General features: G+C 71.2%; 20 protein-coding genes. 8 read left to right on the top strand and 12 right to left on the bottom strand.

The window, feature by feature from the left end; genetic code table 11:
- Positions 1-27: 27 nt before the first annotated feature.
- Both BLU81_RS23975 and BLU81_RS23980 read right to left on the bottom strand, forming a co-directional pair.
- Complete coding sequence (locus BLU81_RS23975; RefSeq protein ID WP_092546723.1) at positions 28-1,341, bottom strand: extracellular solute-binding protein; 1,314 nt, start codon at positions 1,339-1,341, stop codon at positions 28-30.
- Positions 1,342-1,377: 36 nt separating this feature from the next.
- Positions 1,378-2,352 carry a MurR/RpiR family transcriptional regulator gene (locus BLU81_RS23980; protein ID WP_092546724.1) on the bottom strand — a complete coding sequence of 325 codons (975 nt, stop codon included), beginning with the start codon at positions 2,350-2,352 and terminating at the stop codon, positions 1,378-1,380.
- Between the two features lie 554 nt (positions 2,353-2,906).
- On the opposite strand from BLU81_RS23980, the gene BLU81_RS23985 reads away from it, so the two are divergent.
- Positions 2,907-3,470 carry a hypothetical protein gene (locus BLU81_RS23985; RefSeq protein ID WP_092546725.1) on the top strand — a complete coding sequence of 188 codons (564 nt, stop codon included), beginning with the start codon at positions 2,907-2,909 and terminating at the stop codon, positions 3,468-3,470.
- 100 nt (positions 3,471-3,570) lie between these two features.
- Here the strand turns inward: BLU81_RS23985 and murD are convergent, their stop codons facing one another.
- Positions 3,571-4,923 carry a UDP-N-acetylmuramoyl-L-alanine--D-glutamate ligase gene (gene murD, locus BLU81_RS23990; protein WP_092546726.1) on the bottom strand — a complete coding sequence of 451 codons (1,353 nt, stop codon included), beginning with the start codon at positions 4,921-4,923 and terminating at the stop codon, positions 3,571-3,573.
- 88 nt (positions 4,924-5,011) lie between these two features.
- On the opposite strand from murD, the gene BLU81_RS23995 reads away from it, so the two are divergent.
- On the top strand, positions 5,012-6,301 hold the full coding sequence (locus BLU81_RS23995) for a hypothetical protein (RefSeq protein ID WP_092557560.1): 1,290 nt from the start codon (positions 5,012-5,014) through the stop codon (positions 6,299-6,301).
- A 188-nt stretch (positions 6,302-6,489) separates the two neighbouring features.
- Here the strand turns inward: BLU81_RS23995 and BLU81_RS24000 are convergent, their stop codons facing one another.
- Positions 6,490-6,960, bottom strand: coding sequence for a helix-turn-helix domain-containing protein (locus tag BLU81_RS24000; RefSeq protein ID WP_157751773.1), 471 nt, complete (start codon positions 6,958-6,960; stop codon positions 6,490-6,492).
- Positions 6,961-7,132: 172 nt separating this feature from the next.
- On the opposite strand from BLU81_RS24000, the gene BLU81_RS24005 reads away from it, so the two are divergent.
- Entirely contained in the window at positions 7,133-7,498 is a 366-nt protein-coding gene (locus BLU81_RS24005; protein WP_092546728.1) for a cupin domain-containing protein, read from the top strand.
- Positions 7,499-7,719: 221 nt separating this feature from the next.
- On the opposite strand, the gene BLU81_RS24010 is transcribed toward BLU81_RS24005, so the two are convergent.
- Positions 7,720-9,339 carry a flavohemoprotein gene (locus BLU81_RS24010; protein WP_231953485.1) on the bottom strand — a complete coding sequence of 540 codons (1,620 nt, stop codon included), beginning with the start codon at positions 9,337-9,339 and terminating at the stop codon, positions 7,720-7,722.
- Positions 9,340-9,427: 88 nt separating this feature from the next.
- Here BLU81_RS24010 and BLU81_RS24015 point away from each other — a divergent pair, with 88 nt between their 5' ends.
- Complete coding sequence (locus tag BLU81_RS24015; protein ID WP_092546730.1) at positions 9,428-10,222, top strand: TrmH family RNA methyltransferase; 795 nt, start codon at positions 9,428-9,430, stop codon at positions 10,220-10,222.
- Here BLU81_RS24015 and BLU81_RS24020 read toward each other — a convergent pair.
- The 3 genes from BLU81_RS24020 to BLU81_RS24030 all read right to left on the bottom strand — a co-directional run bounded on the left by BLU81_RS24020 (position 10,219) and on the right by BLU81_RS24030 (position 12,570).
- Positions 10,219-10,890 (bottom strand): hypothetical protein, encoded by a 672-nt coding sequence (locus tag BLU81_RS24020; RefSeq protein WP_092546731.1) that lies wholly within the window; start codon positions 10,888-10,890, stop codon positions 10,219-10,221. The two genes, BLU81_RS24015 and BLU81_RS24020, sit on opposite strands and share 4 nt — an antisense overlap.
- Before the next feature lie 110 nt (positions 10,891-11,000).
- Positions 11,001-12,110, bottom strand: a complete 1,110-nt coding sequence (locus BLU81_RS24025; RefSeq protein WP_092546732.1) for an SPFH domain-containing protein — start codon at positions 12,108-12,110, stop codon at positions 11,001-11,003.
- 10 nt (positions 12,111-12,120) lie between these two features.
- Positions 12,121-12,570 (bottom strand): NfeD family protein, encoded by a 450-nt coding sequence (locus BLU81_RS24030; RefSeq protein ID WP_092557562.1) that lies wholly within the window; start codon positions 12,568-12,570, stop codon positions 12,121-12,123.
- Between the two features lie 110 nt (positions 12,571-12,680).
- On the opposite strand from BLU81_RS24030, the gene BLU81_RS24035 reads away from it, so the two are divergent.
- Positions 12,681-13,985 (top strand): serine hydrolase domain-containing protein, encoded by a 1,305-nt coding sequence (locus BLU81_RS24035; protein ID WP_092546733.1) that lies wholly within the window; start codon positions 12,681-12,683, stop codon positions 13,983-13,985.
- A 134-nt stretch (positions 13,986-14,119) separates the two neighbouring features.
- Here the strand turns inward: BLU81_RS24035 and BLU81_RS24040 are convergent, their stop codons facing one another.
- Complete coding sequence (locus tag BLU81_RS24040) at positions 14,120-15,028, bottom strand: DMT family transporter (RefSeq protein WP_092546734.1); 909 nt, start codon at positions 15,026-15,028, stop codon at positions 14,120-14,122.
- Positions 15,029-15,122: 94 nt separating this feature from the next.
- Here BLU81_RS24040 and pdxR point away from each other — a divergent pair, with 94 nt between their 5' ends.
- Positions 15,123-16,556 (top strand): MocR-like pyridoxine biosynthesis transcription factor PdxR, encoded by a 1,434-nt coding sequence (gene pdxR, locus BLU81_RS24045; protein WP_092546735.1) that lies wholly within the window; start codon positions 15,123-15,125, stop codon positions 16,554-16,556.
- Here the strand turns inward: pdxR and BLU81_RS24050 are convergent.
- The gene (locus BLU81_RS24050) at positions 16,525-17,328 is read right to left on the bottom strand and encodes a DUF3097 domain-containing protein (RefSeq protein ID WP_092546736.1); all 804 of its coding nucleotides are present in this window, start codon (positions 17,326-17,328) and stop codon (positions 16,525-16,527) included. The genes pdxR and BLU81_RS24050 overlap by 32 nt on opposite strands.
- Before the next feature lie 89 nt (positions 17,329-17,417).
- Here BLU81_RS24050 and BLU81_RS24055 point away from each other — a divergent pair, with 89 nt between their 5' ends.
- Both BLU81_RS24055 and BLU81_RS24060 read left to right on the top strand, forming a co-directional pair.
- The gene (locus BLU81_RS24055; RefSeq protein WP_092546737.1) at positions 17,418-18,200 is read left to right on the top strand and encodes a hypothetical protein; all 783 of its coding nucleotides are present in this window, start codon (positions 17,418-17,420) and stop codon (positions 18,198-18,200) included.
- The gene (locus tag BLU81_RS24060; RefSeq protein ID WP_092546738.1) at positions 18,197-18,697 is read left to right on the top strand and encodes an NUDIX domain-containing protein; all 501 of its coding nucleotides are present in this window, start codon (positions 18,197-18,199) and stop codon (positions 18,695-18,697) included. The genes BLU81_RS24055 and BLU81_RS24060 overlap by 4 nt, the downstream gene beginning before the upstream one ends.
- Here the strand turns inward: BLU81_RS24060 and BLU81_RS24065 are convergent.
- Together BLU81_RS24065 and BLU81_RS24070 are read right to left on the bottom strand one after the other, a co-directional pair.
- The gene (locus BLU81_RS24065) at positions 18,681-20,225 is read right to left on the bottom strand and encodes a GTPase domain-containing protein (protein WP_092546739.1); all 1,545 of its coding nucleotides are present in this window, start codon (positions 20,223-20,225) and stop codon (positions 18,681-18,683) included. The two genes, BLU81_RS24060 and BLU81_RS24065, sit on opposite strands and share 17 nt — an antisense overlap.
- A complete protein-coding gene (locus tag BLU81_RS24070) occupies positions 20,225-23,932 on the bottom strand; it encodes a GTPase (RefSeq protein WP_092546740.1) in 3,708 nt (1,235 codons plus the stop codon). Before BLU81_RS24070 ends, BLU81_RS24065 begins: the two co-directional genes overlap by 1 nt.
- Positions 23,933-23,945 lie beyond the last annotated feature (13 nt).

The following is a 23,945-nucleotide window of genomic DNA, read 5'->3' on the forward strand; positions in this document are numbered from 1 at the left end:
TTCGAGAAAGGGCGGCACCCGGCGTCGTCAGGCCTCGTTGAGCGTGGCGGCGATCTGCTCGTCCGCCCACTTGGCGCCGTCGGCCACCGTCTTCTTACCGGTCAGGACGTCCGTCAGCATGGTCTGCAGGATGCTGGCCTTCTCCACGTCGGCCCACTTCTCGGCGTTCGGCGGGAACCAGCTGCTCTTCGCCGACAGCGCCGCCGGGGCGAGCTTCGGGTTGTCGGTGGCGGCCTTGTCCATCAGCGAAGACGCGTTCGGCAGGGCGTTGGCCTTCACCAGACCCGCCATCGACTTGCTGTCGGTGAAGTACTTGACCCACTGGGCGGCGAGTTCCTTGTTGCCGCTCTTCGCGGTCACACCCAGGTTCGAGCCACCGAGGAACGACGGCACCTCGGGCAGCGGAGCGGCTGCCAGCTTGCCCTTGACCTTGGTCGGGACCAGCTCGGAGTTCGGGTCGTTCGGGTCCTTGCGGGTCTCCTCAGCGACCCCCTGCTCCCAGCCGTTGCCGTAGAAGACACCGCTGGAGGCCTGGGCGAAGATGCCGGCCTGCTCGTTCTCGTTCTTGGTCGGGTCGGCCTTCGAGTACTTCTTGGTCATGTCGACCCAGCGCTGCAGGCCCTCCTGCGACTGCGGGGTGGCGAGCTGCCCGACCCACTTGTCGCCGTCCTTCTTCGCGATCTCGCCACCGGTCGACTTGACCCAGGACATCGCCGCGTACCAGTACTGGCCCGGCATGTAGATCGCGCTGAACTTCTTGTCGGCCGCGTTGCCGGTCTGCACCTTCTCCAGGGCGGACAGGAAGTCGGCGTACGTCTTCGGGGCTTCCTTGACACCGGCCTTGTCGAACAGGTCGGTGCGGTAGATCATCACGCGGGCACCGGCGTAGTAGGGCACGCAGTAGACCTTGCCGTCGGCCTCACAGGCACCGGACAGACCGGACAGCCAGGTGTCGGAGTTCTCGAAGTCGGTCTTGTTCAGCTCGGCGAAGCCACCGGAGAAGACGTACTTGGAGAACTCGGTGTTGCCCAGCTCGACCACGTCCGGCACGTCCGAACCGGCAAGCGTCGCGTCCAGCTTGGTGAGGTGGTTGGCCCACTGCTGGTACTCGACGTTGACCTGCGCGCCGGTGGCCTCGGTGAACCGCTTGGAGGCGTCGTCGACGACGTCCTTCCAGCTGGTCTCAGCGTCGACCATCAGCCAGACCTTGACGGTCTTGCCCGCACCGTCCACCTTGCCGGTGGCCGAGGTCGCGCCCTCGTCGGCACCACCACCGCTACAGGCGGCCACACCGAGCAGTGACGCGGCGAGCGCCGCCGCAACCGCGATCTTGCGCTTCACATTTCCTCCCGAGGGATTTTCATTCTTCACAGGGATTCAGCTGTCCTTCACGGCCTTGTGCCCGTGCACCGCTTGAGCGGTGCGCTGGAACGCGGCGTGTGAACGTTCATGCGTGCGTTGCGCGACGGCGACGTACAGCAGGTCGAGAACGACCAGCTGGGGATGCCGGGCGCTGAGCGCGTCCGGCCGGAAGGTCGTCGCCTGGGTGGCGGTGAGCAGGACGATGTCGGCCAGCTCGGCCAGTGGGGATCGGGGGAAACTGGTGAGCGCGATGGTGGTGGCGCCCCGGCTGTTCGCCTCGGCGAGCAGCTCGATCGTCTCGCCGGTCTCGCCACTGTGCGAGATACCGAGCGCGACGTCGCCGGACCTCGACAGCGCGGCGCTGGCCAGACCGTTGTGCACGTCGGTCCAGGCCCACACCGGGATGCCGATGCGGTGCAGACTGAACTGCATCTCCTCGCCGACCAGCGCGCTTCCGCTGGCGCCGAAGATGTTCACCCGCGGCGCCGCGGCGATCGCCACCGCGGCCCGTTCCACCTCGCCCAGGTCCAGCAGCGTGGCGGTGTCGTGCATGGCCCGGGTGTCGGCCGCCATGATCTGGCCGAGGACCCGTTCCAGGGGGTCGCTCGGCTGGATCTCGCGGCCGATGTCCACGGTCCAGCCGGCCGAGCGGGCCCGGCCGGTCTCCGCCGCGATGCCGAGGCGCAGATCCGCGTACCCGTCGAAGCCGACCGCCCGGCAGAACCGGGTGATCGTCGCCGGCGAGGTGCCGCTGCGTTCGGCGAGTTCGACGATGGTGGCCCGGGAAGCCGCGGCCGGGTCGGTGAGCACCTGCTCGGCGACCCGTTGCAGCGCTCCGGTGAAGTCCGGCAGCAGCGTCCGGACCCGGGCGAGCACCCCGTCCGCGGGGGTCAGATTCATGCCGTTCGCCTTCCTGACGGTGGGCGCGCCACGAACCGGCGAGTCGGCGACCGCGGGCCCCGCGGTGCCGTCCATCTCCGGCTCATTCATCGGACACCCTTTCAGGAAGGACTGTTTACTGTCGCGGTAAAAGTTCTTACTAAACGACCCTTGCTGTCAAGGTTGTGAAGGAAGTTTTCAAACCGTTACCTGACCTGCGCGAATGAACGGGTGTTTCCGGCGGCCCGGCTGACGACCATCGATCCGTAAATGACTGTTACGACGTGGCCGCCATCACATGTCCGATTTACAGCCGATTTGAGCCGGTACTTTCCGACCTCGCGACTAGCCCTTTCGGTCAGCGCGAGGTCGTCCGTTCGGCCAATGTCCGTGACGCGGCGAAACCTCGTCGTCACAGTCGAAACAAGATCAAAAAAATTTCCGGGTACGGACGACGGGTCCCCGACCGCAACCACCCACAGCCGTAGCGTCCGGCCCCGGCGGGCGGTGCCCCACGGTCCCCCCGCCGCCGCCGGGCGGTGAGCGATGGTCACCGCCGATCAGTCGATGATGGTCACCGCCGACCGGTCAGCACTGGTCACCGGTCGGGGGAAATCGCCCTTTTCGGGTGCAACCGACCGCCCGCGTGGGAAGCATCAACCGTCATGCGACTGCTTCCCCTGATCGCCGGCGCGGCCCTCGTCATCGCCACTGCGGCACCCGCCGGCGCCAACGCCGGCCCGGCTGCGGTCACCTTCGACTTCAAGACCAACACCGGCTTCGTCGACGCCACGAACCTGCTCCAGGGCTTCGACTGGAACGCCGGCCGACTCGCCCGCGAGGCAGCCACGATCTCGTTCCACCACACCATGATCATCGAGGAGATCTGGTCACTGACCTGCACCGCCGGCGCCAAACCGTTCACCGCGACCCGTGTCCAGCAGGACATGAAGATCTTCCTGACGGACACCCCGGTCTACAGCCCGGACCGCGCGAAGGTCACCGGATTCCGGATCACCGGTTCGAACATGGGGATCTCCGCCACCACAGCCGGGTTCGAGACCGGCTACCCCTGCCCGAAACCCGGCCACGGCAAGACCATCCGCAGCCTGCGCCGGATCGCCGAGACCACCACGCGCACGCTGCTCTCCGAGGCGGGCGACAAGTCCACCGCCTTGTTCCAGACCAGAACGGGCCCTCCGGCCAGACCGGAGTCTCCCGTGTACTGAGCGCGGCTCTCAAGGAGCCGTTTCGGCTCGGGCTGGGGGTTCAGGGACCGCTTCGGCTCGGGCCGGGGGTTCAAGGACCGCTTCGGCTCGGACTCAGGGTTCAGGGGGCCGTTTCGCGGACCGCCTCGGCGAAGACCTCGGAGCGGTGTTCGAAGTTGCGGAAGCGGCCGTAGCTGGGGGCGGCCGGGGACAGCAGCACCACCCCGCCGGAGGGTGTGATCTTGCGGGCCAGGCGGACCGCGTCGATCAGGTCGTCGGCCGGTTCGGTGCGGACCCGGGGCAACCGGGCGAGCGCCTCCAGGATCCGGGGGCCACTGTCCGGCAGGCCGATCACGGTGAGTTCCCGGTCGGCGAGGAAATCCCGTAACGGTGAGTAGTCGAGACCGCGGTCGGACCCGCCGACGAGCACGGTGAGTGGCCGGTTCTCGTACGCTTCGATGGCGTGCATCGCCGCGTACGGCGACGTCGACAGGGTGTCGTCGACGAACGTCAGCCCGGACGGATCCTGGATCTCGGCGAGCCGGTGCGGCAGCCCCGCGAAGGAGCGCACCGCCGCCTCCAGCTCCGATCGCACGGCCGGCACGTCGACGCCCATGCCCTCCAGTACGGCCAGGGCCACGCACAGGTTGCCCTCGTTGTGGCGGCCCTTGAGAGCGAGCGCGTCCCGGCCGAACAGGGCCTCGTCACCGCACCACACCTGAGCGTCCCCGATCCGGAACCGGGAGTCCGCGGCGGCGGCCCGGACCGGCGCCCGGCCGTCGGCGTCGACGGCGTCACCGATCTCGTCGTGCAGCCGTTTGTCGGTGCCGTTGATCACGGTCAGCTGGGGCCCGTACCGCAGGATGTTTAGTTTGTCCCGGTAGTACTCCCGTTCGCCGCCGTGCGCGTCCAGGTGCTCCGGGAAGAGCGAGGTGACCACGGCCACCCGTGGCGAGTCGGTCAGGTCGGCGCACTGGTAGCTGGAGAGTTCCAGCACGTACAACTCGGCGTCCGGCATGTCCAGCAGCGGCACCCCGATGTTGCCGCCGTACGCGTTGGGCCGCCCGACCGCCGTCAACAGGTGGCTGATCAGGCTGGACGTGGTGGACTTGCCCTTGCTGCCGGTCACCCCGACGGTCCGGGCGGCGTGGTCGGCCATCCACAGGGCGCTGCCGCCGGTCACCGGGATGCCGCGCTCGCGCAGCTCCTTGACGTACGGATGGGTGGACGGCACCCCTGGGGACCGCACCACGACGTCCGCGCTGACCAGGGCCGCGAACGCGTGCTCGCCACCGGCCAGCGGCGCCAGCGCGGCCAGTTCCCCGGTCCACTCGACGGACAGGTAGTTGGCGCTGTCCTCGACCACGATCAGGCGGGACGGCTCGTACCGGGCGATCGCGGTCACCGCGGCCCGCCCCTCACGCCCGGTCCCCCACACCGCCACCGACTTGCCCCGTAGGTCTGCCAGCCGCATGTGATCTCCTCGGGTTCGCATCGTCGCCGGACGAACTAATATTGCCCGTCGGCCTTATGACAGGAGTTTCCGGGTGCAGTTCGACGTCATGCGCTTCCCCTCGTACGCGTTCGATCCGACGACGGGGGTGGCGACGTTCGACTATCTGCTGGACGGTCCGTCGCCGCTGCGCTTCACCGAGACGATCACGTTCCCGGTGCCGGCCGGGCGGGAGGTCCCGGAGACCTTCCAGCGGGTGCTGGACCTGCTGCACGTGGTGGCCGGGGTCAGCTACTTCAAGGTCGGCGCGCCGCCCCGGGTGGTCACCCCGAAACCGTTCCCGCAGCAGGTCACCGATTATCTCACCGCGGTCTACACCGAGGGCATGGCGGAGTACGCGTACCGCAACCAGCTGCCGCACGTGCTCGAACTCACGGTCCAGACGCCCGGCGTGATCCCGGCCGCGGTCCCCGCCGAGGTCCAGGGCGGCCGGCCGCTGTCGGCCGTCGGTGGTGGCAAGGACTCGATCGTCACCCTGGAGATCCTGCGGGCCGCCGGCCTGGACCCGGTGCCGTTCTCGGTCAACCCGAACCCGGTGATCGAGAACGTGAACGCCGCCTCCGGCCTGCCCGCGCTGGCCGCCCGCCGCAAACTGGACCCGGAGCTGTTCGCACTGAACAAGGCCGGAGCGCTCAACGGGCACATCCCGGTCACCGCGATCAACTCGCTGATCGCCGTCGCCACCGCGGTGTGGCACGGGCTGGGCCCGGTGGTGATGTCCAACGAGCGTTCCGCCTCCGACCCGAACCTGATCTGGAACGGTCACGAGGTCAACCACCAGTGGTCCAAGGGCGTGGTCGCCGAGGGCCTGCTGCGGGACGCGGTCGCGGCGTACACCGGTCTGGTCGACCCGTACTTCTCGCTCCTGCGGACCCTCTCCGAGCTGCACATCGCCCAGCTGTTCGCCGGTTACACAGCGTACGATGACGTCGTCACCAGCTGTAACCAGGCGTTCAAGCTGCACGACCCGACGACCCGCTGGTGCGGTGACTGCCCGAAGTGCCGTTTCGTCTTCCTGGCGATGGCCCCGCACATGCCCCGCGCCCGCCTGACCCGGATCTTCGGCTCCGACCTGTTCGCCGACGAGGCGCAGACCCCCGGCTTCCTGGAGTTGCTCGGCGTCGACGCGCACAAGCCGTTCGAGTGCGTCGGCGAGGCCGAGGAGTGCCTGGTCGCCCTCGCCCTACTGCCCGACGACGCCCCGGTGCTGGTGGCGCTGCGGGCCGCGGTCCCGGACTCGGCCTGGGCCGACGCCTCCCACTCGAACGTCTTCACCCCCGGCGGCCCCCACCACATCCCCCCCGCCTACTACAAACTCCTCACCGAGGCCACCGCCTGACCCGCCGGCTCACGCTCACCGCCAGCCGGCACTCCCGGCTGGCCCAGCGCCGGGACGGCACCACGATCCCGAACACGCTGACGCCTTCCGGCTGTCAGCCGAACCCCTGCGGGCGCGCCCGCAGGGGTTCGTAAGCGTCCGTCGGTGCCGATGCCGGCATTGATCAGGTCGAGACAGCGCTGGGATTCTTATTCGTAAATGCCCAGCTCGTCCTGTTCGGCCATCAAGGCCTCGTATGCGGTGCGTTGCTGGGCGACTCGCTGGCGCCGGTAGGCCAGCAGGTCCTGTAAGGCCACCCGCCGGTGCGTGCCCACCCGGTGCGACTTGATCTCGGCCCGGTCGAGCATGGCGGTCAGAGTGGGACGTGAGACGCCGAGCACCCGGGCGGCCTCGGTGGTGGTGAGCTCGCGGGCGACCACGCTGACGACCACGCCGTCGCCGCGGTCCAGAACGGCGCTGACCTGCCGTAAAAGATCGACCACCAGATCGGGGACGACTACCTCACCGGCACTTCCCGCCACCAGGCGCACCGGCTCGCCGCCGGTTTTCGTCAGCAGGGTCAGCAGGGACTTCAGCGAGGCGCGCTCGGGGCTGCTCTTTCGGTTGGCCGCCTCGGAGAGCTGGAGTGCCGTTGCCGCGAGTGTCATCGCCGTACCCATGGTCCACTCCTCAGTTGCGGAACTCGTCGAACCCCGAACCACCAGGCTCGGCCACATCCGCAATATACGAAAGCCAATTTGCTTATTTCACTTACTGGAAGGGTCGTCCGGAGCGAGCGGCAGCGGTGACCCCGATCTTGCCGCGTGGCCGTGGGCGGTAGCGTTTTGCGGCATGGTTGACGAGATCTACGTGGGGAACGCCGACCCGGACGCGCTTGCTGACCGGGGGTGGCTGCTGGGGCATTTCAAGCCGGAAGGCGACCCCCGGCACAGCAACGACGTCGAGATCAAGTGGGGGCGGCACCCGCGTGGGGACCGGCGGGCCCGGTGGGTGCACGGTGAGGACCGGACCGCGTTGCTGGTGCTGATCAGCGGCTGTTTTCACATGGAGTTCCCGGAGCGGACAGTGGTCCTCGACAAGCAGGGGGATTACGTGGTCTGGCAGCGGGGGGTGGATCACTCATGGTTCGCGGCTGAGGAGTCGGTGGTGCTGACGGTCCGGTGGCCGTCTGTTCCGGGATACGCCGTTCCGCAGTAGGCCGCGGCGAAGCACAGGCCTGGCGCAGCACAGGACTGACGCAGCACGGGCCTGGCGAAATGCGGGCCTGGCGAAACACGAGCCGTGGGCACGGCGCCGTGGGCCTGGAGTCTCGCCGGCGCCCGGCGGTCGCGGGATGGGCCTTGCCGGGCGCCGGCCTCGCGCGGACGGGGCGGGGCCGGGCGTTGCGGTTGGGGGGCCGCGTGTCGTACCAGAAAAGGTTATTCGGGTGGGTCGTAATGCATCTGATCTGGTTTGACGCCTAGGCGGAGCAGGGCCGCGGTGGTCTTCGCCAGCATCTGGGGTGGGCCGGCCAGGTAGATCTCGTAGCGGGACCAGTCGCCGTAGGTCGTCACCGCGTCGGTGATCGGGCCGGACATGTACGGGCCGGACGGCTCCTCCGCCACCACCGGGATGACCGTGGCGCCGGGGACGCGGGCGGCCAGTTCGGTGAGGGCGTCGATGTCGTACAGCTCGGTCTGGTCGCGGACGCTCCACAGCAGGACCGTCTGCCGGGTGTCGCCTCGGGCGGCCAGTTCGGCGAGCATCGCCTTCATCGGGGCCACGCCGGTGTCGCCGGCGATCATCAGGATGCCGCGGCTGTCGGGCAGGCCCATGTCGCCTTCGGCGCGGGTCATCCGCAGGCGGGCGCCGCGGCGGGTGTGATGGACCAGGGTGCCGCTGACGCCGGTCTCGGACTTCGCCCGGACGTGCAGTTCGATGTACTCGTCCCGGTGTGGGGCGCCGGCCAGCGAATACGGCCGCCAGACGCCGGGGATCTCGGGGACCTCGAAGCGGGCGAACTGGCCGGGGCGGAACGGCATCGGCAGCAACGACCGCAGCCCGATCACCGCCAGGTCCTCGCGGCGCTGTTCGTGCGAGACGACCTCGACGTCCCAGATGGTCGGCTGGTACGCCACCAGCGTCCCGCCGTGCACGATCCACTCGTAGGTGTGCTGCCAGGCCCAGCGCCACGCCTGGTCGAAGTCCTGCCGCCAGGAGCCGGGTGGCATGCCGGCCCGGGTCGCCTCGGCCAGGGCCGCGCCGACCAGCTGCAGCCGGTTCCACTGCAGGCCGCATTCGGCGAGCACCGCCCCGAGCCGGGCGCAGCCGCTGACCACGGCGGGCGGGTCGGCCAGGTGATGGACCAGCCAGGTGAGGGCGCGGGCCAGGTCGGCGCGCTGCGTCGGAGCGGTGCCGGGCAGGGAGCTGAGCAGCGCGGGCTGGGCCTGGTGCAGGGCGTTCCACAGGCGTTCGGCGACGTCCTCGACTCCGCCGGCGAAGGTGATGCTGGTGCTGAGGTTGCGCTGGATGTCGCGCAGGGCCGCGTCGTCGGCCGGGTCCATGCCGTCGCGGCCGGCCGCGCGGCGCACCGGGCCGCTGGTCCTGGGCCGCCGGGACGGGAACGACCGGGGCGGGAGCTGGGGTGGGAAGTCGGTGCCCGGGGGTTCCGGCGGGCGGACCCCTTCCAGTGCCGGGATCGGCGGGACCGGGGTGGTGGGGCCGGACGGGGTGATGCCGCCGATCGGTGGGATGGCGCTGCGGGCGTTGCGCAGGTTGGCCCGGCCCATGACGGCACTGGGATCGCCGCGCCACAGCAGGCCCGCGCTACCGCCTCGCGGGGTGTCCTCCTCAGCGGCCCGGTGCTTGCTGAAGTACGGCGGGGTGCCGGCGTCGGCTTGCTCGGCCACCTGCGCTTCCTTCTTCTTCCGGGCGGTCTGGTTCCGGGCGATCTCGGAGAGGGCCGCCGCGGTGTCGGCCTCGCCCGCGGCGGCGGCGTCGGGTGCGCTCTGCCGCAGCCGGATGGCACGCAACAGGGCGAGAAGATGCGGGTCGGACACGGACACCCCCGGCGCTCTCGACCGACTTCGACCCTACTAGTGACGGCTCGCCGCGAGTACCGAAACCGTGACCCGGCAGAATGCCGTTGTGCCTGCGCTGACCATCACCAGCCCGGACGATCCTCGGATCGGCGACTACCGGGCCCTCACCGACGTCGAACTGCGGACCCGCTGGGAGCCGCCGAACGGGCTGTTCATCGCCGAGGGTGAGCTGGTGATCGAGCGGGCGCTGCGGGCCGGTTACCGGATGCGGTCGGCGCTGGTCGACGAGAAGCGGGTGGCCCAGCTGACCGGTCTGCCGGCGGACGCCCCGCTCTATGCGGCTCCCCCCGCGGTGCTGGAGTCGATCACCGGGTTCCACGTGCACCGGGGCATCCTGGCGTCGTTCCACCGCCGCGAGACTCCGCAGATGCCGGAGCTGCTGGCGAAGGCGCGCTGCATCGCCGTGCTCGAAGGGCTCAACACCCATACCAACCTCGGCGCGTTGTTCCGCAGTGCCGCCGCCCTCGGGATCGACGCGGTCGTGCTGTCGCCGAACTGCGCGGACCCGCTGTACCGCCGGGCGGTCCGGGTGAGCATGGGCGAGGTCTTCGCCATCCCGTACGCGAAGTCCGACGACTGGCCGGGCACGCTGACCGCGATCCGGGAGGCCGGGTTCACGCTGCTGGCCCTGACTCCGGGCGACGGCGCGATCCCGATCGGTTCGCTCACCCCGCGGCAGCGGGAACGCCCGGCCCTGCTGCTGGGTGCCGAGGGTCCCGGTCTGACCCGGGCGGCGATGGAGGCCGCCGACGCCCGGGTGGTGATCCCGATGTACAACGGTGTCGACTCACTGAACGTGGCGACCGCGGGCGCGATCGCCTTCTACGAGCTGACCCGCTAACTGCGGGGGACCAGCCGGCCACCGGTCCAGGCCAGTCCCATCCCGGCGGCGAGCAGCAGCAGCGCCCCGACCGTCGGCACCGGCGAGTCGGCGACGGTGCCGGCGCCCATGGCGATCGCCGCGAGCATCAGCAGCACGCCGTCGGCCGGGTTGACCAGCTTGGACCGGAACACCGCCCAGCCGAGCAGCAGCAGCCCGGTGCCGGAGATGACGGCGGCGGCGGTGAGCAGATCGGGCACGTGGCCGTCCGCGATCGGGGTGGTCGCCGCCACCAGCACGTCCGCCGGCAGAGCCGCGAGCGGCACCAGCATGGTCGCGCCGGCCAGGGTGACGAGCAGCCCGGCCAGCGCACACCGCCGGGTGCGGGAACCGGCGAGCAGCCCGGCCAGGGCGATCAGGGCGATCATCGCGAGCCACCCGGCGAGCAGCGCGACGACCAGCGGGCCGGGTTGGCTGCTCACCCCGAGGGTGAACCAGCCGTAGAGGACGGCCGCGGCCGGCAGACCCCAGAGGGCGAGTCTGGCGTACCTCCGGACCGACCAGATCCAGACGGCGTCCCGGACCGGCAGGAAGTGTCCGTCCGGCTCCGCCTGGGCCGGGGCTCCGACCCAGGCGGGGGCGACCCGAAGGGGCCGCCCACTCGCCGTCTGACGTTGGCTGATGCTCATGGCTCCGCCTCACTAGCAGGGGCAACAAGCCGAGCGGCCGGGGGCACCGGTCGGAATCATGGTGCCGAGCATGCCAAATGCCCTGCTGCGGTGTGGCGGATCCCACAAATTCAGCGCTTTTCGATGTGCTCCGCCCCGTCGTAGTCGGCGCCGCCCAGCGCGGCCGCCGGCGGGATCGCGTCGGGGGCGGGCAGTTCCGGTTTGCCCCCGGCGGCCAGCGCCTCGGCCTCGCGCACCTCGGCGGTCACCTTCTGCGCCTCGGCTGCCGCGGAGGCGGCCGCTTCCGCGGCCTCCCGCTCGACCGCGGCCGTGTCGACACCCTTCAGCGGCTCGTCGCCGACCATGTTGCCGAGACCACCGAGCGCGCCGCCGATGCCCTCCAGGGCCTTGGTCAGCTCGGTCGGCAGGATCCACACCTTGTTGGCGGTGCCGTTGGCGATCGCCGGGAGCGACTGCAGGTACTGGTAGGCGAGCACCTTCTGCGACGGGTTCGCCTGGTGGATCGCGTCGAAGACGGTGCGGATCGCCTTGGCCTGACCCTCGGCCTGCAGGATCCGGGCCTGCCGGTCACCGTCGGCGCGCAGCACCTGGGACTGCTTCTCACCCTCGGCGGTGAGGATGGCGGCCTGCTTGTGGCCTTCCGCGTTCAGGATGGTGGCGCGGCGCTCCCGCTCGGCGCGCATCTGCTTCTCCATCGAGTCGCGGATGCTGGGCGGCGGCTCGATGGCTTTCAGCTCGACCCGGGTGACCTTGATGCCCCACCGGCCGGTGGTCTCGTCGAGCACACTGGAGAGGTGCTTGTTGATCTGGTCGCGGCTGGTCAGGGCACGCTCCAGGTCGAGGGAGCCGATCACGTTGCGCAGCGTGGTGACGGTGAGCTGCTCGATGGCCTGCAGGAAGTTGGAGATCTCGTACGTCGCCCGCACCGGGTCGACGACCTTGAAGTAGAGCACCGTGTCGATCGAGACGACCAGGTTGTCCGAGGTGATGACCGGCTGGGGCGGGAACGAGACGACCTGTTCCCGCATGTCGACCTTGGTCCGGACCGCGTCGACGAACGGGATCAGCAGGTTCAGGCCCGGGGAGAGGGTCCGCTTGTATTTACCGAGCCGCTCGATCACGTCCATCCGCTGCTGCGGGACGATGCGGACGGACTTGACGAGGGTGGTCACCGCGAAGACGGCGATGACGATGACCAGAATGAGAATTATCGCTTCCATGACGCCACTCCTAAACGTGCGGCAGGTCGTCGTGCCAGACCAGGACGGTCGCGCCGCGCAACTTCACGACACGCACGTGCTCACCAGGTGCGAAGGTATCGCCGTTGTCGAACGACCGGGCCTGCCACAGCTCCCCGTCGATCTTGATCATGCCGTTGTCGCCGTCCACCGCTTCGATCACGGTGCCACGGGAACCTTCGATCGCCTCGACGCCGAACGCGGTCTCCCCCGCCTCCAGCGCCGAACGCGCGTGTTTCACGATGATCGGGCGCAGCGCCGCGACCGAGAGGCCGGAGACGACCGCGAAGACGACCACCTGTGCGATCAGGCCGAAGCCGAGGGCAGCAGCGCCCGCGGCGGCCAGGGCCCCGACCGCGAGGAACATGATGAGAAACGTCACGGTGAAGGCCTCACCGATGGCCAGGGCGATGGCGAGGACGATCCAGATCACAGCTTCCACAACCCCGATCGTGGCACGCCCGCGCACACACGGCGAGCGCTCGGCCACGCGTAGCCGAATCGACTTGAAACAGTTAGACGCATGAGTCGAAGTTGAGAAGAGGGACCCACGTGCCGTTGCTTCCGGAGACCGTCCGCCGGATCGATGAGATCACCGCCCGGGCCCAGGCGGAGGGCCGGGTGCCGTCGATCGCCCTGGGCGTCGTCCGGGACCGCGCGGTGCTGCACTTCGCGGGCGCCGGAGTGCAGCCCCGGCCGGACCCGAAGACCCAGTACCGGATCGGCTCGATCACCAAGACGATCACCGCGACCCTGGTGATGCAACTGCGTGACGAAGGGTTCCTCACCCTCGACGACCAGCTCCACCGGCACCTGCCCGGCACCCCCGTCGGCGGCGTGACCCTGCGCCAGCTGCTCGGCCACGTCTCCGGGCTGCAGCGCGAACCCGACGGCCCGTGGTGGGAGCGAACCACCGGCGGGAGCGTCGGCGACCTGCTGGCCGGGCTCACCCCCGAGAAGCTGTCCGGGTCACCGAACCGGCGGTTCCGGTACTCCAACCTCGGTTACGGGCTGCTCGGCGCGGTGCTGGAACGTGTCACCGGCCAGGGCTGGACCGAACTCGCCGGTAAACGGGTCCTCGACCCGCTCGGCATGAAACGGACCACCTGCGCGCCGGTGGAACCGTACGCCCGCGGTCATGTCGTTCACGCCCTGGACTCGGCCCTGCACGAGGAGCCCCGCCCCGACACCGGCGCGATGGCCCCCGCCGGGCAGCTCTGGTCCACCGTCACCGACATGGCCAAATGGGCCGCTGTGCTGGCCGACCCCGCACCGGCGGTGCTGTCCCGGGAGACCGTCGACGAGATGTGCGCCCCGGTCGCGATCAGCGACCTCGAAACCTGGACCGAAGGCCACGGACTGGGCCCGCAACTGTTCCGGGCCGGCGAACGCGTCTACGCCGGCCACGGCGGCTCGATGCCCGGTTACGTCTCCCACCTGGCCGTCCATCGCCGCAGCCGGATGGGGGTGATCGTCTTCGCCAACGCCTACGGCCTGCACGGCACCAGCATCAAGAAGATCAGCCTGACCGCCCTGACCGCCGCCCTGGACGGCGAACCCGAACCGGTCGAACCGTGGCGCCCGCCCGCCGAACCACACGGCGAGGCCGCCGGGATCCAGGGCCGCTGGTGGTGGATGGGCCGCGAATACTCGATCGACCCCGACGCCGACGGGCTCCTGATGACCGGCCCCGACCACCGCACCCGCTTCACCGCCGAGACCCCCGACCGCTGGCGCGGCGTCTCCGGCTTCAACGAGGGCGAGATCCTACGGATCGAACGCTCCCCCACCGGCGAGGTCACGCACCTGAACATCGCCACGTTCGTCTTCCACCGAAACCCCCGACACCCGGCCTGACCCTTTCCGGTACGCCCGCCACCCCCACAACCGCAACAGTCCGCCCCGCCGCGTCCCCGCAAGGAGGGGCCGGGGCCGCGACCGCCGGCGCGACCGCCGGGCGTAAGCGTGGGGTCACCGCCACCCCGCCGGGCCTACGTCACCACGTGGGCCCGGGGATGCGCGGACTCCACGGTGGGCAGCGGCTCGGAGCGGACCACGAAACCCAGGGTCAGGCCCGCTATGACCGTGGCGATGCCCAGCCAGACCGCGGCCGACGGGAGTGGGCCGCCGAGGGCCACGCCGGTGGCGGCCGCCGCGATCGGGGCGACTCCGGTGAGCAACCCGGCGCGGGCGGCGCCGATCCGGGCCACGCACGTGTACCAGAGCACGAACGCCACCGCCGTCACCAACACCGCCAGGTAGGCGCCGGCCAGCAGGTCGGCGGCCCGGAGCCGGAACACCGCGCCCGGCCCCTCGACGGCCAGTCCCAGGATCGCGAACATCGCCGCGCCCAGCCAGGTGGTGTGCACCGAGACGCCCAGCGGCCCGTGGCGGCTCAGCACCGGCACCGCGAGCAGGGTGAACGCGGCCTCACCAGCGAACGTGACGGCCGCCCAGGCGACGCCGGTGGCGTCGGTGCGGCCGAGTCCCTGGACCAGGGCGGCGCCGAGGGTCACCACGACGGCGGCGGCCAGTACCCGGGCGGCGGGGCGGCGGCCCTCCAGCAGCGGGCCGACGGCGGCCAGGACGATCGGGACGCAGGCGACGGCCACGCCGATGACCGCCGGTTCGGCGTGCCGGGAGCCCTGGACCAGTGCCACGTTGAAGAGCACCAGCCCGGTGCCGGTGACACCGAGCAGCCAGAGCAGGTCGGGTCCGCGGGGTAACCGAATCCGGGTGCCCGACCATCGGGCCCAGCCGAGCAGCAGCAGGCAGGCGACGGTGTAGCGGAGGGCCTGCACGGTGAACAGGGGCGCGTCGGCGAGACGGCCGGAGACGGCGACGCTACCGCCGACGAAGACCATTCCGGCCGCGCCCGCGAGTGCGGGGAGAGCTTTCATGCCTCTGATGCTCGCCCCGGAGTATGGTCCGTTTCGAGGACCAATCAGAGCACGATCGAGCAGACCAATTCCCACTGCCCATGGGGGTGGACTGATGTCCGGGTCGGACTTTCTGCAGCTGAAACCGGGGGACGCCCGTCCGGCGGGGCTGACCGCCTGGCTGACCGAGGGACTGCGGGCGGCGATCGCGGCCGGCCGGCTGACCCCCGGTGACCGGCTGCCCGCGACCCGGCTTCTCGCCGCCGAGCTGGGGGTCTCCCGGGGTGTGGTGGTGCAGGCCTACCAGCGGCTGGCCGACGAAGGGCTGGCCGGGGCGCGGACCGGATCGGGGACCGTGGTGACCGGGCGCGGACCGGAACGGTCGCCGCGCCCGGCGGCGGACCGGCGGCGGACCCTGCACCAGCTGCGGTTGCCGCTCTCCACCCCGGACGGCATCGAGATCGACCTGTCGCCGGGAGTGCCGGATCTGTCGGCGTTCCCGCGGGCGGCGTGGTTGCGGGCCGAGCGGGCGGTGCTGGGCCGGGTGACCGCGGCCGACCTGCGGTACGGCGATCCCGGCGGCACGCCACGGCTGCGGTCGGTGCTGGTGGGCTGGCTGGCGCGTACCCGCGGGGTCCGGTGCGAAGCCGACGACGTGATCGTCACCGCGGGTGTCGCGCAAGGGCTCGCCCTGCTCGCGCATGTTCTTCGCGCCCGTGGCACGGACGCGGTGGCGGTGGAGGACCCGGGGTCGCGCGGCGCCCTGGACCAGATGGCGTTCTGGGGGTTGCGGCCGGTGGAGGTGCCGGTCGACGGCGAGGGCCTGCGGGTGGGTGAGCTGGCCGCGACCGGGGTGACGGCCGCGGTGCTGACTCCGGCGCACCAGTTCCCGACCGGGGTGGTGCTGTCGCCACGGCGGCGGCGAGCGCTGCTGGCCTGGGCGGCGGACGGCAACCTGATCGTCGAGGACGACTACGACGCCGAGCATCGTTACGATCGGGCGCCGGTGGCCGCGGTGCAGGGGTCGGCACCGGACCGGGTGGCGTACCTGGGCAGTGTCTCGAAGTCACTCGCCCCCGGGATGCGGACCGGCTGGCTGATCGCGCCGCGAGGCATGCAGGCCGAACTGCTGGCCGCCAAACACGCCAGCGACCTGGGTAATCCGGCGCTGCCACAGTTGGTGCTGGCCGAGTTGCTGGGTTCGGGTGACTACGAGCGGCATCTGCGCGGGGTTCGTACCCGGCAGCGGTCTCGCCGGGACGCCCTGCTGGCCGGGTTGCGCGCGCATCTGCCGGAGGCCCGCGTCGCCGGCGTGGCCGCCGGCCTGCATCTGCTGGTGACGCTGCCCGGCCCCGTCGAGGACACGGTTCTGGCCGAGCGGGTGGCGGCGGCCGGTGTGCTGGTGCAGCCGCTGTCCTGGCATCGCCGCCGGCCGGGGCCGCCCGGCCTGGTGATCGGCTATGCCGCGCACCCGCCGGACCGCCTGACCGAGGCCGCCGCCCGGATCGGGCGGGCGCTCAATCCTCCAGGACGGTCACGAAGTCGATGAGCCGCTCCACCGAGTTGATCAACGGGGTCTCGACGTCCTTGTAGGAGCTGACCGACGCGAGGATCCGCCGCCACATGTCGGCCGGTTCGCGCACGCCCACGGCTTCGCAGACGCCTTCCTTCCACGGACGGCCGGGCGGAATGACCGGCCAGGCCCGCAAACCGACCCGTTCCGGTTTGACGGCCTGCCACACGTCCACGTAGGGATGACCGGTGACCAGCACGTTCGGGTCCTTGACAGCGGCGACGATCCGGCTCTCCTTGGACCCGGGCACCAGATGGTCGACCAGAACACCGAGCCGCCGGGTCTTCGACGGCCCGAACTCCCGGACGTCCCCGGCGAGATCGTCGATCCCGGACAGCGGCTCCACGACGATGCCCTCGATCCGCAGGTCGTCACCCCAGATCCGCTCGACCAGGGCGGCGTCGTGAATGCCCTCGACCCAGATCCGGCTGGCCTTCGCCACCTGGGCTTTCACACCGGCGACGGCGATCGAGCCGGAGGCGGTCATCCGCCGCTGAGCGGGCTGCGCGCGCACCGGCCGCCGCAGGGTGACCGGCCGGCCGTCCAGCAGGAACGCCGCCGGTTCGAGCGGGAAGTTGCGCCGTTTCCCGAACCGGTCCTCCAGCACGACCGCACCCAGCTCGAACCCGACCACGGCCCCGCAGAACCCGGAATCGGCGTCCTCGACGACCAGATCCGGTTCGGCGTCCACCTCCGGAACAACCTTGCGGCGGCGCCAGTCGCCCGCCATCACATCCTCCCCATACATGCCCAGCACTGTATGCGCGATCTCGGACACACCCTCGGTGACCCTCCGAGCCGAGACAACTCTCCTCACCGGCACGTACCCTTGCTCGCATGTCACCCGCAGCCGATGCGGCCACCCGCACCGCACGCCGATCGACCCGGTTCGTGGCCTGGGTGCGCGCCTGGCGCGCCGGGCTCGTCCCGTTCGACGAGCTGGCCGACGAGATCGCCACCGACGAGGAGCACCTCGTCGCCGACGCCCCCGGCACCTGGACCGACGTGCCGCTCGGCCAAGGTCTGCCGATCTTCGCAAAGCTGCATCCGGACGAGATCCGTCTCGTCCTGCCGGCCCCCGGTGATCCGCGTGGCCTGCCCGGCCCCGGCGAGCTGACCGGCGCCGCGCTGCTGGCCGGCGAGGCGGTGATGACGCCCGGGTTCGGGGTGGTGCCCGAGGTGCGGCGGCACACGTCCGGCTCCGGTGTGGAGTTCTCCACCGTGCTGTGGCGGGTGCTGCCGGCGCCGGAGCACCGGCCGGTCTTCCAGATGGGCGCGGCCGAGGCCGAGGCGGAGCTGACCACGGCTCTCGGCGAGGCCACCGCCCGGCTCACCAAACTCGACGTGGCGCAGTGGAAACCCGAGCTGGCCGGTGCCCTGCAGGCGCTGCGCCGCCCGGAGTCCACCGACACGCTGCCACCCGGTTTCGACCCCCGGTCCCGTCGCCTGTTCGCCCGCGCCAGCGTCCTGGACCAGGTCCTCGCCCTGGCCGGGACGAACGCGCCGGGCGGCGCCGTCAACGGGCACGAGGCCCAGCAGCGTGACGAGGCGCTGCGCCCACTCACCACGGCCTGCCGGCACGCCCTGGTGGCGGCCTGCAACTCCCCGCTGCGCCCGTGAGCGGCCCGGACCGTTACGCGCACTGCACGTTCTGCGGCGCGCGGTTCACGCCCGGTCAGGCGTGGCCGCGCCGCTGTGGCGCCTGCGGCGAGGTCAGCTATCTGAACCCGAGCCCGGTGGCGGTCGCGGTGCAGCCGGTCGGCGCCGGTCTGCTCGCGGTGCGGCGTGGCATCGCCCCGGCCCGCGGCCGGCTGGCCCTGCCGGGTGGTTTCATCGACGTCGGCGAGACCTGGCAGGCGGCCGCGGCCCGCGAGCTGTTCGAGGAGACCGGGGTGAAGACCGACCCCACGACCATCCGGTTGTACGACACGGTCAGCGCCCCCGACGGCACGATCCTGGTCTTCGGCCTGCTCCCACCGTTGTCGAGCACAGCGGCGCTGCCACCGGCCCCGGTGGTGGACGAGACGATGAGCCGCGAGGTGTTGTACGGCCCGACCGAACTGGGCTTCAGCATCCACACGGCGATCGCCACCCGCTGGTTCACCGACCGCGGCTGAGCGCCTCGCCCTCGGTGACGGCTTCGCGCAGTCGCTCGACGATCCGGTGCAGGCCCGGGTCGAGGTCGACCTGTTCGCCGGTCACCGCGACGATCTCGGCCCGCACGTCGTCGGCGAACGGCTGCCAGGCCTCGCGGGCCCGCCTGGTGAACTCGGCCGCGACCTGCTGCCGCCTCTCGGCCTCGGCCCGGTCGTGGGTGCGCCCGGCCCGGCCCGCCGCCCACTCGTCACCGGCTTTCGCCAGGTAGACGACGAGTGGCAGGGCGGCCTCGGCAGTGCCTAGGTGCCGTCCCCAGCGGGTGGCCGCCTTGGCTCCGGTGGCGTCCACTCCGGCTTTCAGTGCGCCGAGCAACATCGGCCCGACCCGCTCGAAATGCCCGCCGACCCGCGGGGACGCCGCCGGGGTGCTCGTCGCGGTCCCGAGTGTCTCGACCAGTGACGCGAACCCGGCCCAGGACGGCTGCGCCCGGTCCCGCTCGGTGGCCTGGTGGATCGACTGCCGCAACCGTTGCAGGCGGGCCTCGTGCCGGGTGAACCACTGCTCGAGGGTGCGCTGGATCTCGGACTGGAGGTCGCCCGGTTCCTCCAGCCGCCGCATCACGTCCTCGACCAGGCCGTCGAGTCCGGCGAGGGCGGCCCGGTGCAGGGTGTCGAGTTCGCCCTCGAACCGCACACGGTTGGCGACCCCCTCCGCCGCCGTCGCGGCCCGTGCCGTGTAGTCCGCGAGCTGTCCGCGCAGTTCGCTCAGGGTGTCGTCCAGGGCCGCGGACCAGTAGCGCCGGCCGGCCGCCGCCCGCCATCCGGGCAGATCCACCGGGGACACCGCGGCGAAGGCAGCGGCGAGGTCCCGCATGCCGTCCCAGTCCCGGAAGTCGTCCCACGTCTGAGGGCCGGGCGAGGTGTCCGGCCCGGCCGTCTGGAACGGGTCCTGCGCGACGACGAAGATCCGGGCCCGGTCGTCCAGCCCGAACAGCTCCCGCAACTCGCCGGCCTTGCGGTCACCAAGCTCCCGGTAGCCCTCGGGGTCGTCCTCCGGGTCCACTCCCGCCTCGTCGAACCGGGAGATCACGAACCACAGCGCCCCGGCCGGCCAGCCGCGCGTGACGAGCCGGGCCAGCAGGTCCCGTTCGGCGGTGGCCAGCTGGGGAGTCAGCACCACGACGCCGACATCGGTGAGCCCGACCGCCGTCACCGCCCGGTGCGAGTTGTTCAGTCCCCGGATGTCCGAGGCGCCGACCGCGAACCCGGGCGTGTCACGGACCACGCAGCCGCCCAGTTCGGCGTCGCCGACCTCGAAGGTCTCGTGCCGGGCGCTGATCGTCAGCCAGCCGGGAACCTCCTCGCCCGCGTCGGCCAGCAGCCGCCGGAGCAGGGAGCTCTTCCCGGTGTCGTAGGACCCGAAGAGGGTCACGACCGGCCGGTCCCGCTTCGCGAACGCGTCCCAGTCCGCGGCGTACCGTCCGGCCAGTGATCCGCCCGGCAGCCGTTCCAGCCAGTCCCGCACGGCTTCGATGTCGACCGTAGTCACTAGTACCCCTCCGATGTCCCGGTCAGTTCGCCCGCGGCCGCGATCAGTGTTCCGGCCGCCTCGGCCCGTGTCGTGGCCTCGGTCATCCGTTCGCGGATCGACGCCGCGAGAGCGAGATGCTCGCCGAGCAGTGCCCGGAGTTCCCCGGTCCACTGGTCGAGGAGCCCGATCGGGCCGTCGCCGGTGATCTGATCGGCGAGCCCGGCGGCCCTCTCGTCGATGGCCCGCGCCGCCGACTCCTGCTGCTGCTGGTGTTCGCCGGCCTTCTGGATGTCGTTGACCATCGTCACGGCGTCCACGGCGGCGGCGACCACCGCGAGGACGGCCCCGGCGCGGGCCACGTTGGCGCCGCCCCGCACCGCGCCCCACGGCTTGAAGTTGTGGCCGAACTGCTTGCCGATCGCGTAGACCGCGTCCCGGCTGCCCAGGGCTCTCACCAGCGGCGCCACCACGGCCGCGACGTTGCCGGCGCCCTCGGTCACGTTCTCGTGCCAGGCGCTTCCGCGGGCCTCGAACTCCGCCGCGAACGCGGGTGTCACCCGGAACTCGGCGGCACGCAACTCCCGGCCGATCGCCGCGACGTGATCGCTGTGCCATTCGTCGAGTTCGCGGCCGGCCGCGGCCAGGAAACGTTCCAGATCGGCTTCGAACTCCGGCGCCTTCCACCAGGAGTCGACCAGGTCGGTCAGCTTCTGCGCGTCCTTGCGATCGATCTCCACGACCGCTGCTTTCGCCGGCACCGTGTGCCGGTCCACCATCCGGCGGGCGTCCTCGCGCAGGGCGCTGTCCAGGAGCACGGCGTCCTTCAGCGCGGCCTGGAGGGTGGCGATCACCGATTCCGCGAGTTCCAGGTCCCTCGCACCGTCCGCCCGTACCAGGTCGAGGCGGTGCCGGTGTCGTTCGAGGCCGGTGAGCGCGGCGTCGAGCGCCGCCGATTCCGCCGCTGCCGACAGCTGGTCGCCGGAGAGGGCGGACAGGGCGCCGGTCAGTGCGGCCACGCCGTCCCACAGCCGGTTCTCGTCGAAGTCGCCCGGTACCGCTGCCGGGTCGGCGCCCACCCCGCCGAACGGATCACCGGCCAGGCAGTGGATCCGGTCCGTCCCGACCTCGACGCAACGTGCGGCGAAGGCGGTCCGCAGCTCCTCGCGTTTGCGGTTCTGCAGGTGCAGGAACTTCTCCGGGTCGGTGATCGGGTCGGGGCCCAACTCGTCGCACCGGTTGATGAGGAACACCATCCGCCCGCCCTTGGCGGCGAGTGTCGCCGAGCCGCGCGCCAGTTCCTCCAGGATCGCGGTGTCCCCGACCAGCAGGTTGATGTGGACCACGACGAACACCAGGGCGGCCTCGACGATCGCCGCCGGTGCGGTGGTGTCGTGCCCGTCGTGCCCGCTCTGCAGGCCCGGGGTGTCCACCAGATCGAGCCGGTCGAGGTGATAGCGGTTCGCGGTCGAGGTCGCCGGCGACGCCCGGATGTCGAACGCCGCGTGCGGGCGCCCGCCGGCGTCCACCAGGATCCGGCGGACCAGTGACGACTTCCCCGAGTTGTAGTCACCGAGGACGGCCAGTGCAGGCCGCGCCCCGGCGACCCGATCGAAGGTCCGGGCGATGTCGGACAACGCCGGATCGGCTCGGGCCGCCGCCGCCAGCCGGTGCCGCCACGGCGCTGTCGACGGTGTCTGCCACGCCGCCGCCATCGCCCGTGTCAGCCGGTCGTGGTCCTCCTGGCGGCGACGTGAGTACACCTCGTGGACGGCCGGGTCGATCCGTACCGGACGGTGATCGCCGGCGGCACCGAGCCAGTCCTCGCCCAGCAGCAACCGGGTCACCTCGGCCGGGGACTCCGCCAACCGGTGCTGCGCGCGCAGCAGGACCGCGGCCGCCTCGGGCGCCGTCCGGATCGATCCGGCACAGGTCCGCAGGCTGTCGATCATCCGCGCGATCCGGGTCAGGGCCAGGCGCAGCTCGATCGCGGTGCGCAGCGACGCGGCAGTGGTGGGGGCCAGCGAGGTCCAGGCCGCTCGTCGGCTGTCCCGGACGAGGGTGTCCTCGCATTCGTCGAACGTCTGGTCCACCGCTCGATGCGAGTCGGCGATCGCCTGGGAGCGGGCTTTCCGGGCCTGCTCCGCCCGGTCCCGGCTGATCTTCTTACCGACGAACTGCTGGACCTGACTGGCGATGCCGACACCGGCCGCGGCCACCCCGAACGCCCAGCCGACCGGGGTCAGGAAGATCGGCAGTGCGAGGACGCCCAGGCCGACCGCGATGCCGGTCCCGCGGACCACGTCACCCGCCACGCCGCCGCCCTCGGCGCCGAGGATCGTCGCGGCGTGCGAGACCGCCGGGCCGTTCGCGGTGGTCTCGTGGTCCACCGTGACTTCCAGTTCGCGCTGCAGGAACGCCCGGCGGTCGGCCGCGAGGGCGTCCGCCGCGGTGGAGACGGCGTCCTGGTCGAACACGGTCGCGGCGAACGCCGACTCGTCGATCGTCTTCTGTTCGTCGAAGGCGGCCCGGATCAGATCGTCCGCGGCGGCCTTCGCCTTGCGGCGGCTTCCGGCCAGATGCGAGGCGGCGAGGTGCCGGACGAAACGGTCCAGGGTCCCCTTGGCCGGCGACGTGTACGGTACCCCGCGCGCCTGCTCGGAGGTGGCGACCAGGTCCTCTTGCAGCCACTCGGCCCGTTCGGTGTCGTCCGGGTAGCCCACCAGGGCGAACAGTGACGCGACCCGGTTCTCCAGGGCCGCGGCCTCCTGTTCGATCCCGGTCGCCAGGGTTTCGAGTTCGGCGATCCCCCGGTGGCACCGGGACCGGATGTCCTCGCGCAGCGCGGTCAGCCGCAGATCGGCGCCGCCCTCCGCGATCGAGGCGACGATCAGCCGTTCCAGCGTGCCGAAGTTCGACCATCGGTCGAGGTAGTCGGTGCCGAACTCCTCGCGCTGCCGGTGGAAGCCCTTCTGGATCTGGTCCGGACCGCGGAACGGGGTGGTGGCGCGGGCGAACAGGGCCCGCTGGCTGTGGATCGCGACGACCGGGGTGCCGGCCAGTCCGATCGCGGCCAGCTCGGCCCGGATGTTGTCGGCGTGCTGACGGACCGGCTCGGACAGGTTCCGGCGACGGGCCTCGGGGACCCGGGCCGGGTGACGCCAGCGTGGATTGCGGACGTTGAGGACCGCCACCACCGGTTTCCCGTGGTCCTTGATCCAGGCGGCGATCTTCGCGAACTCCATCGCCTGCTGGGACTGGTTGTCGAAGCACAGAAGCACGATGTCGGCGATCTCGACCGCCTTACGGGCTTCGGCTTCGAGGTCGTCCCGGCTCTCGGTCCGGCCCCAGCCGTTGATCCCCGGAGTGTCGTACAGCCGGCAGTTACGCCATTCGATCGGGCGCACCTCGGTGGTCCAGTCGCTGTCACCAGGGGAGACGTACTCCCCGTCGAGCCGGCCGAACGTCGACAGCAGAGTGCTCTTCCCGACGCCGGTCCGCCCGAAGAAGGCGATGTTGAACGTCCCGAGCGACTCGCGTTCCCGGTCGAGATGCCGGCGCAGATCCCCGGTGAACCAGCGGGCGAAACCGTCCAACCTGGTGTCCGCACCGGACTCGAAGGTGGCCACCAGGTCGTCGGTCAGGTCGTCCAGATGCGCCAGTTCCGTGTGTCCCTGCTCGACGGCCGCACGAACGGCCTCCTCGAGCGACTCTCCCGCTGTCGTCAACTCGCCGTCACTC

Source organism: Actinoplanes derwentensis (assembly GCF_900104725.1).
GTDB lineage: Bacteria > Actinomycetota > Actinomycetes > Mycobacteriales > Micromonosporaceae > Actinoplanes > Actinoplanes derwentensis.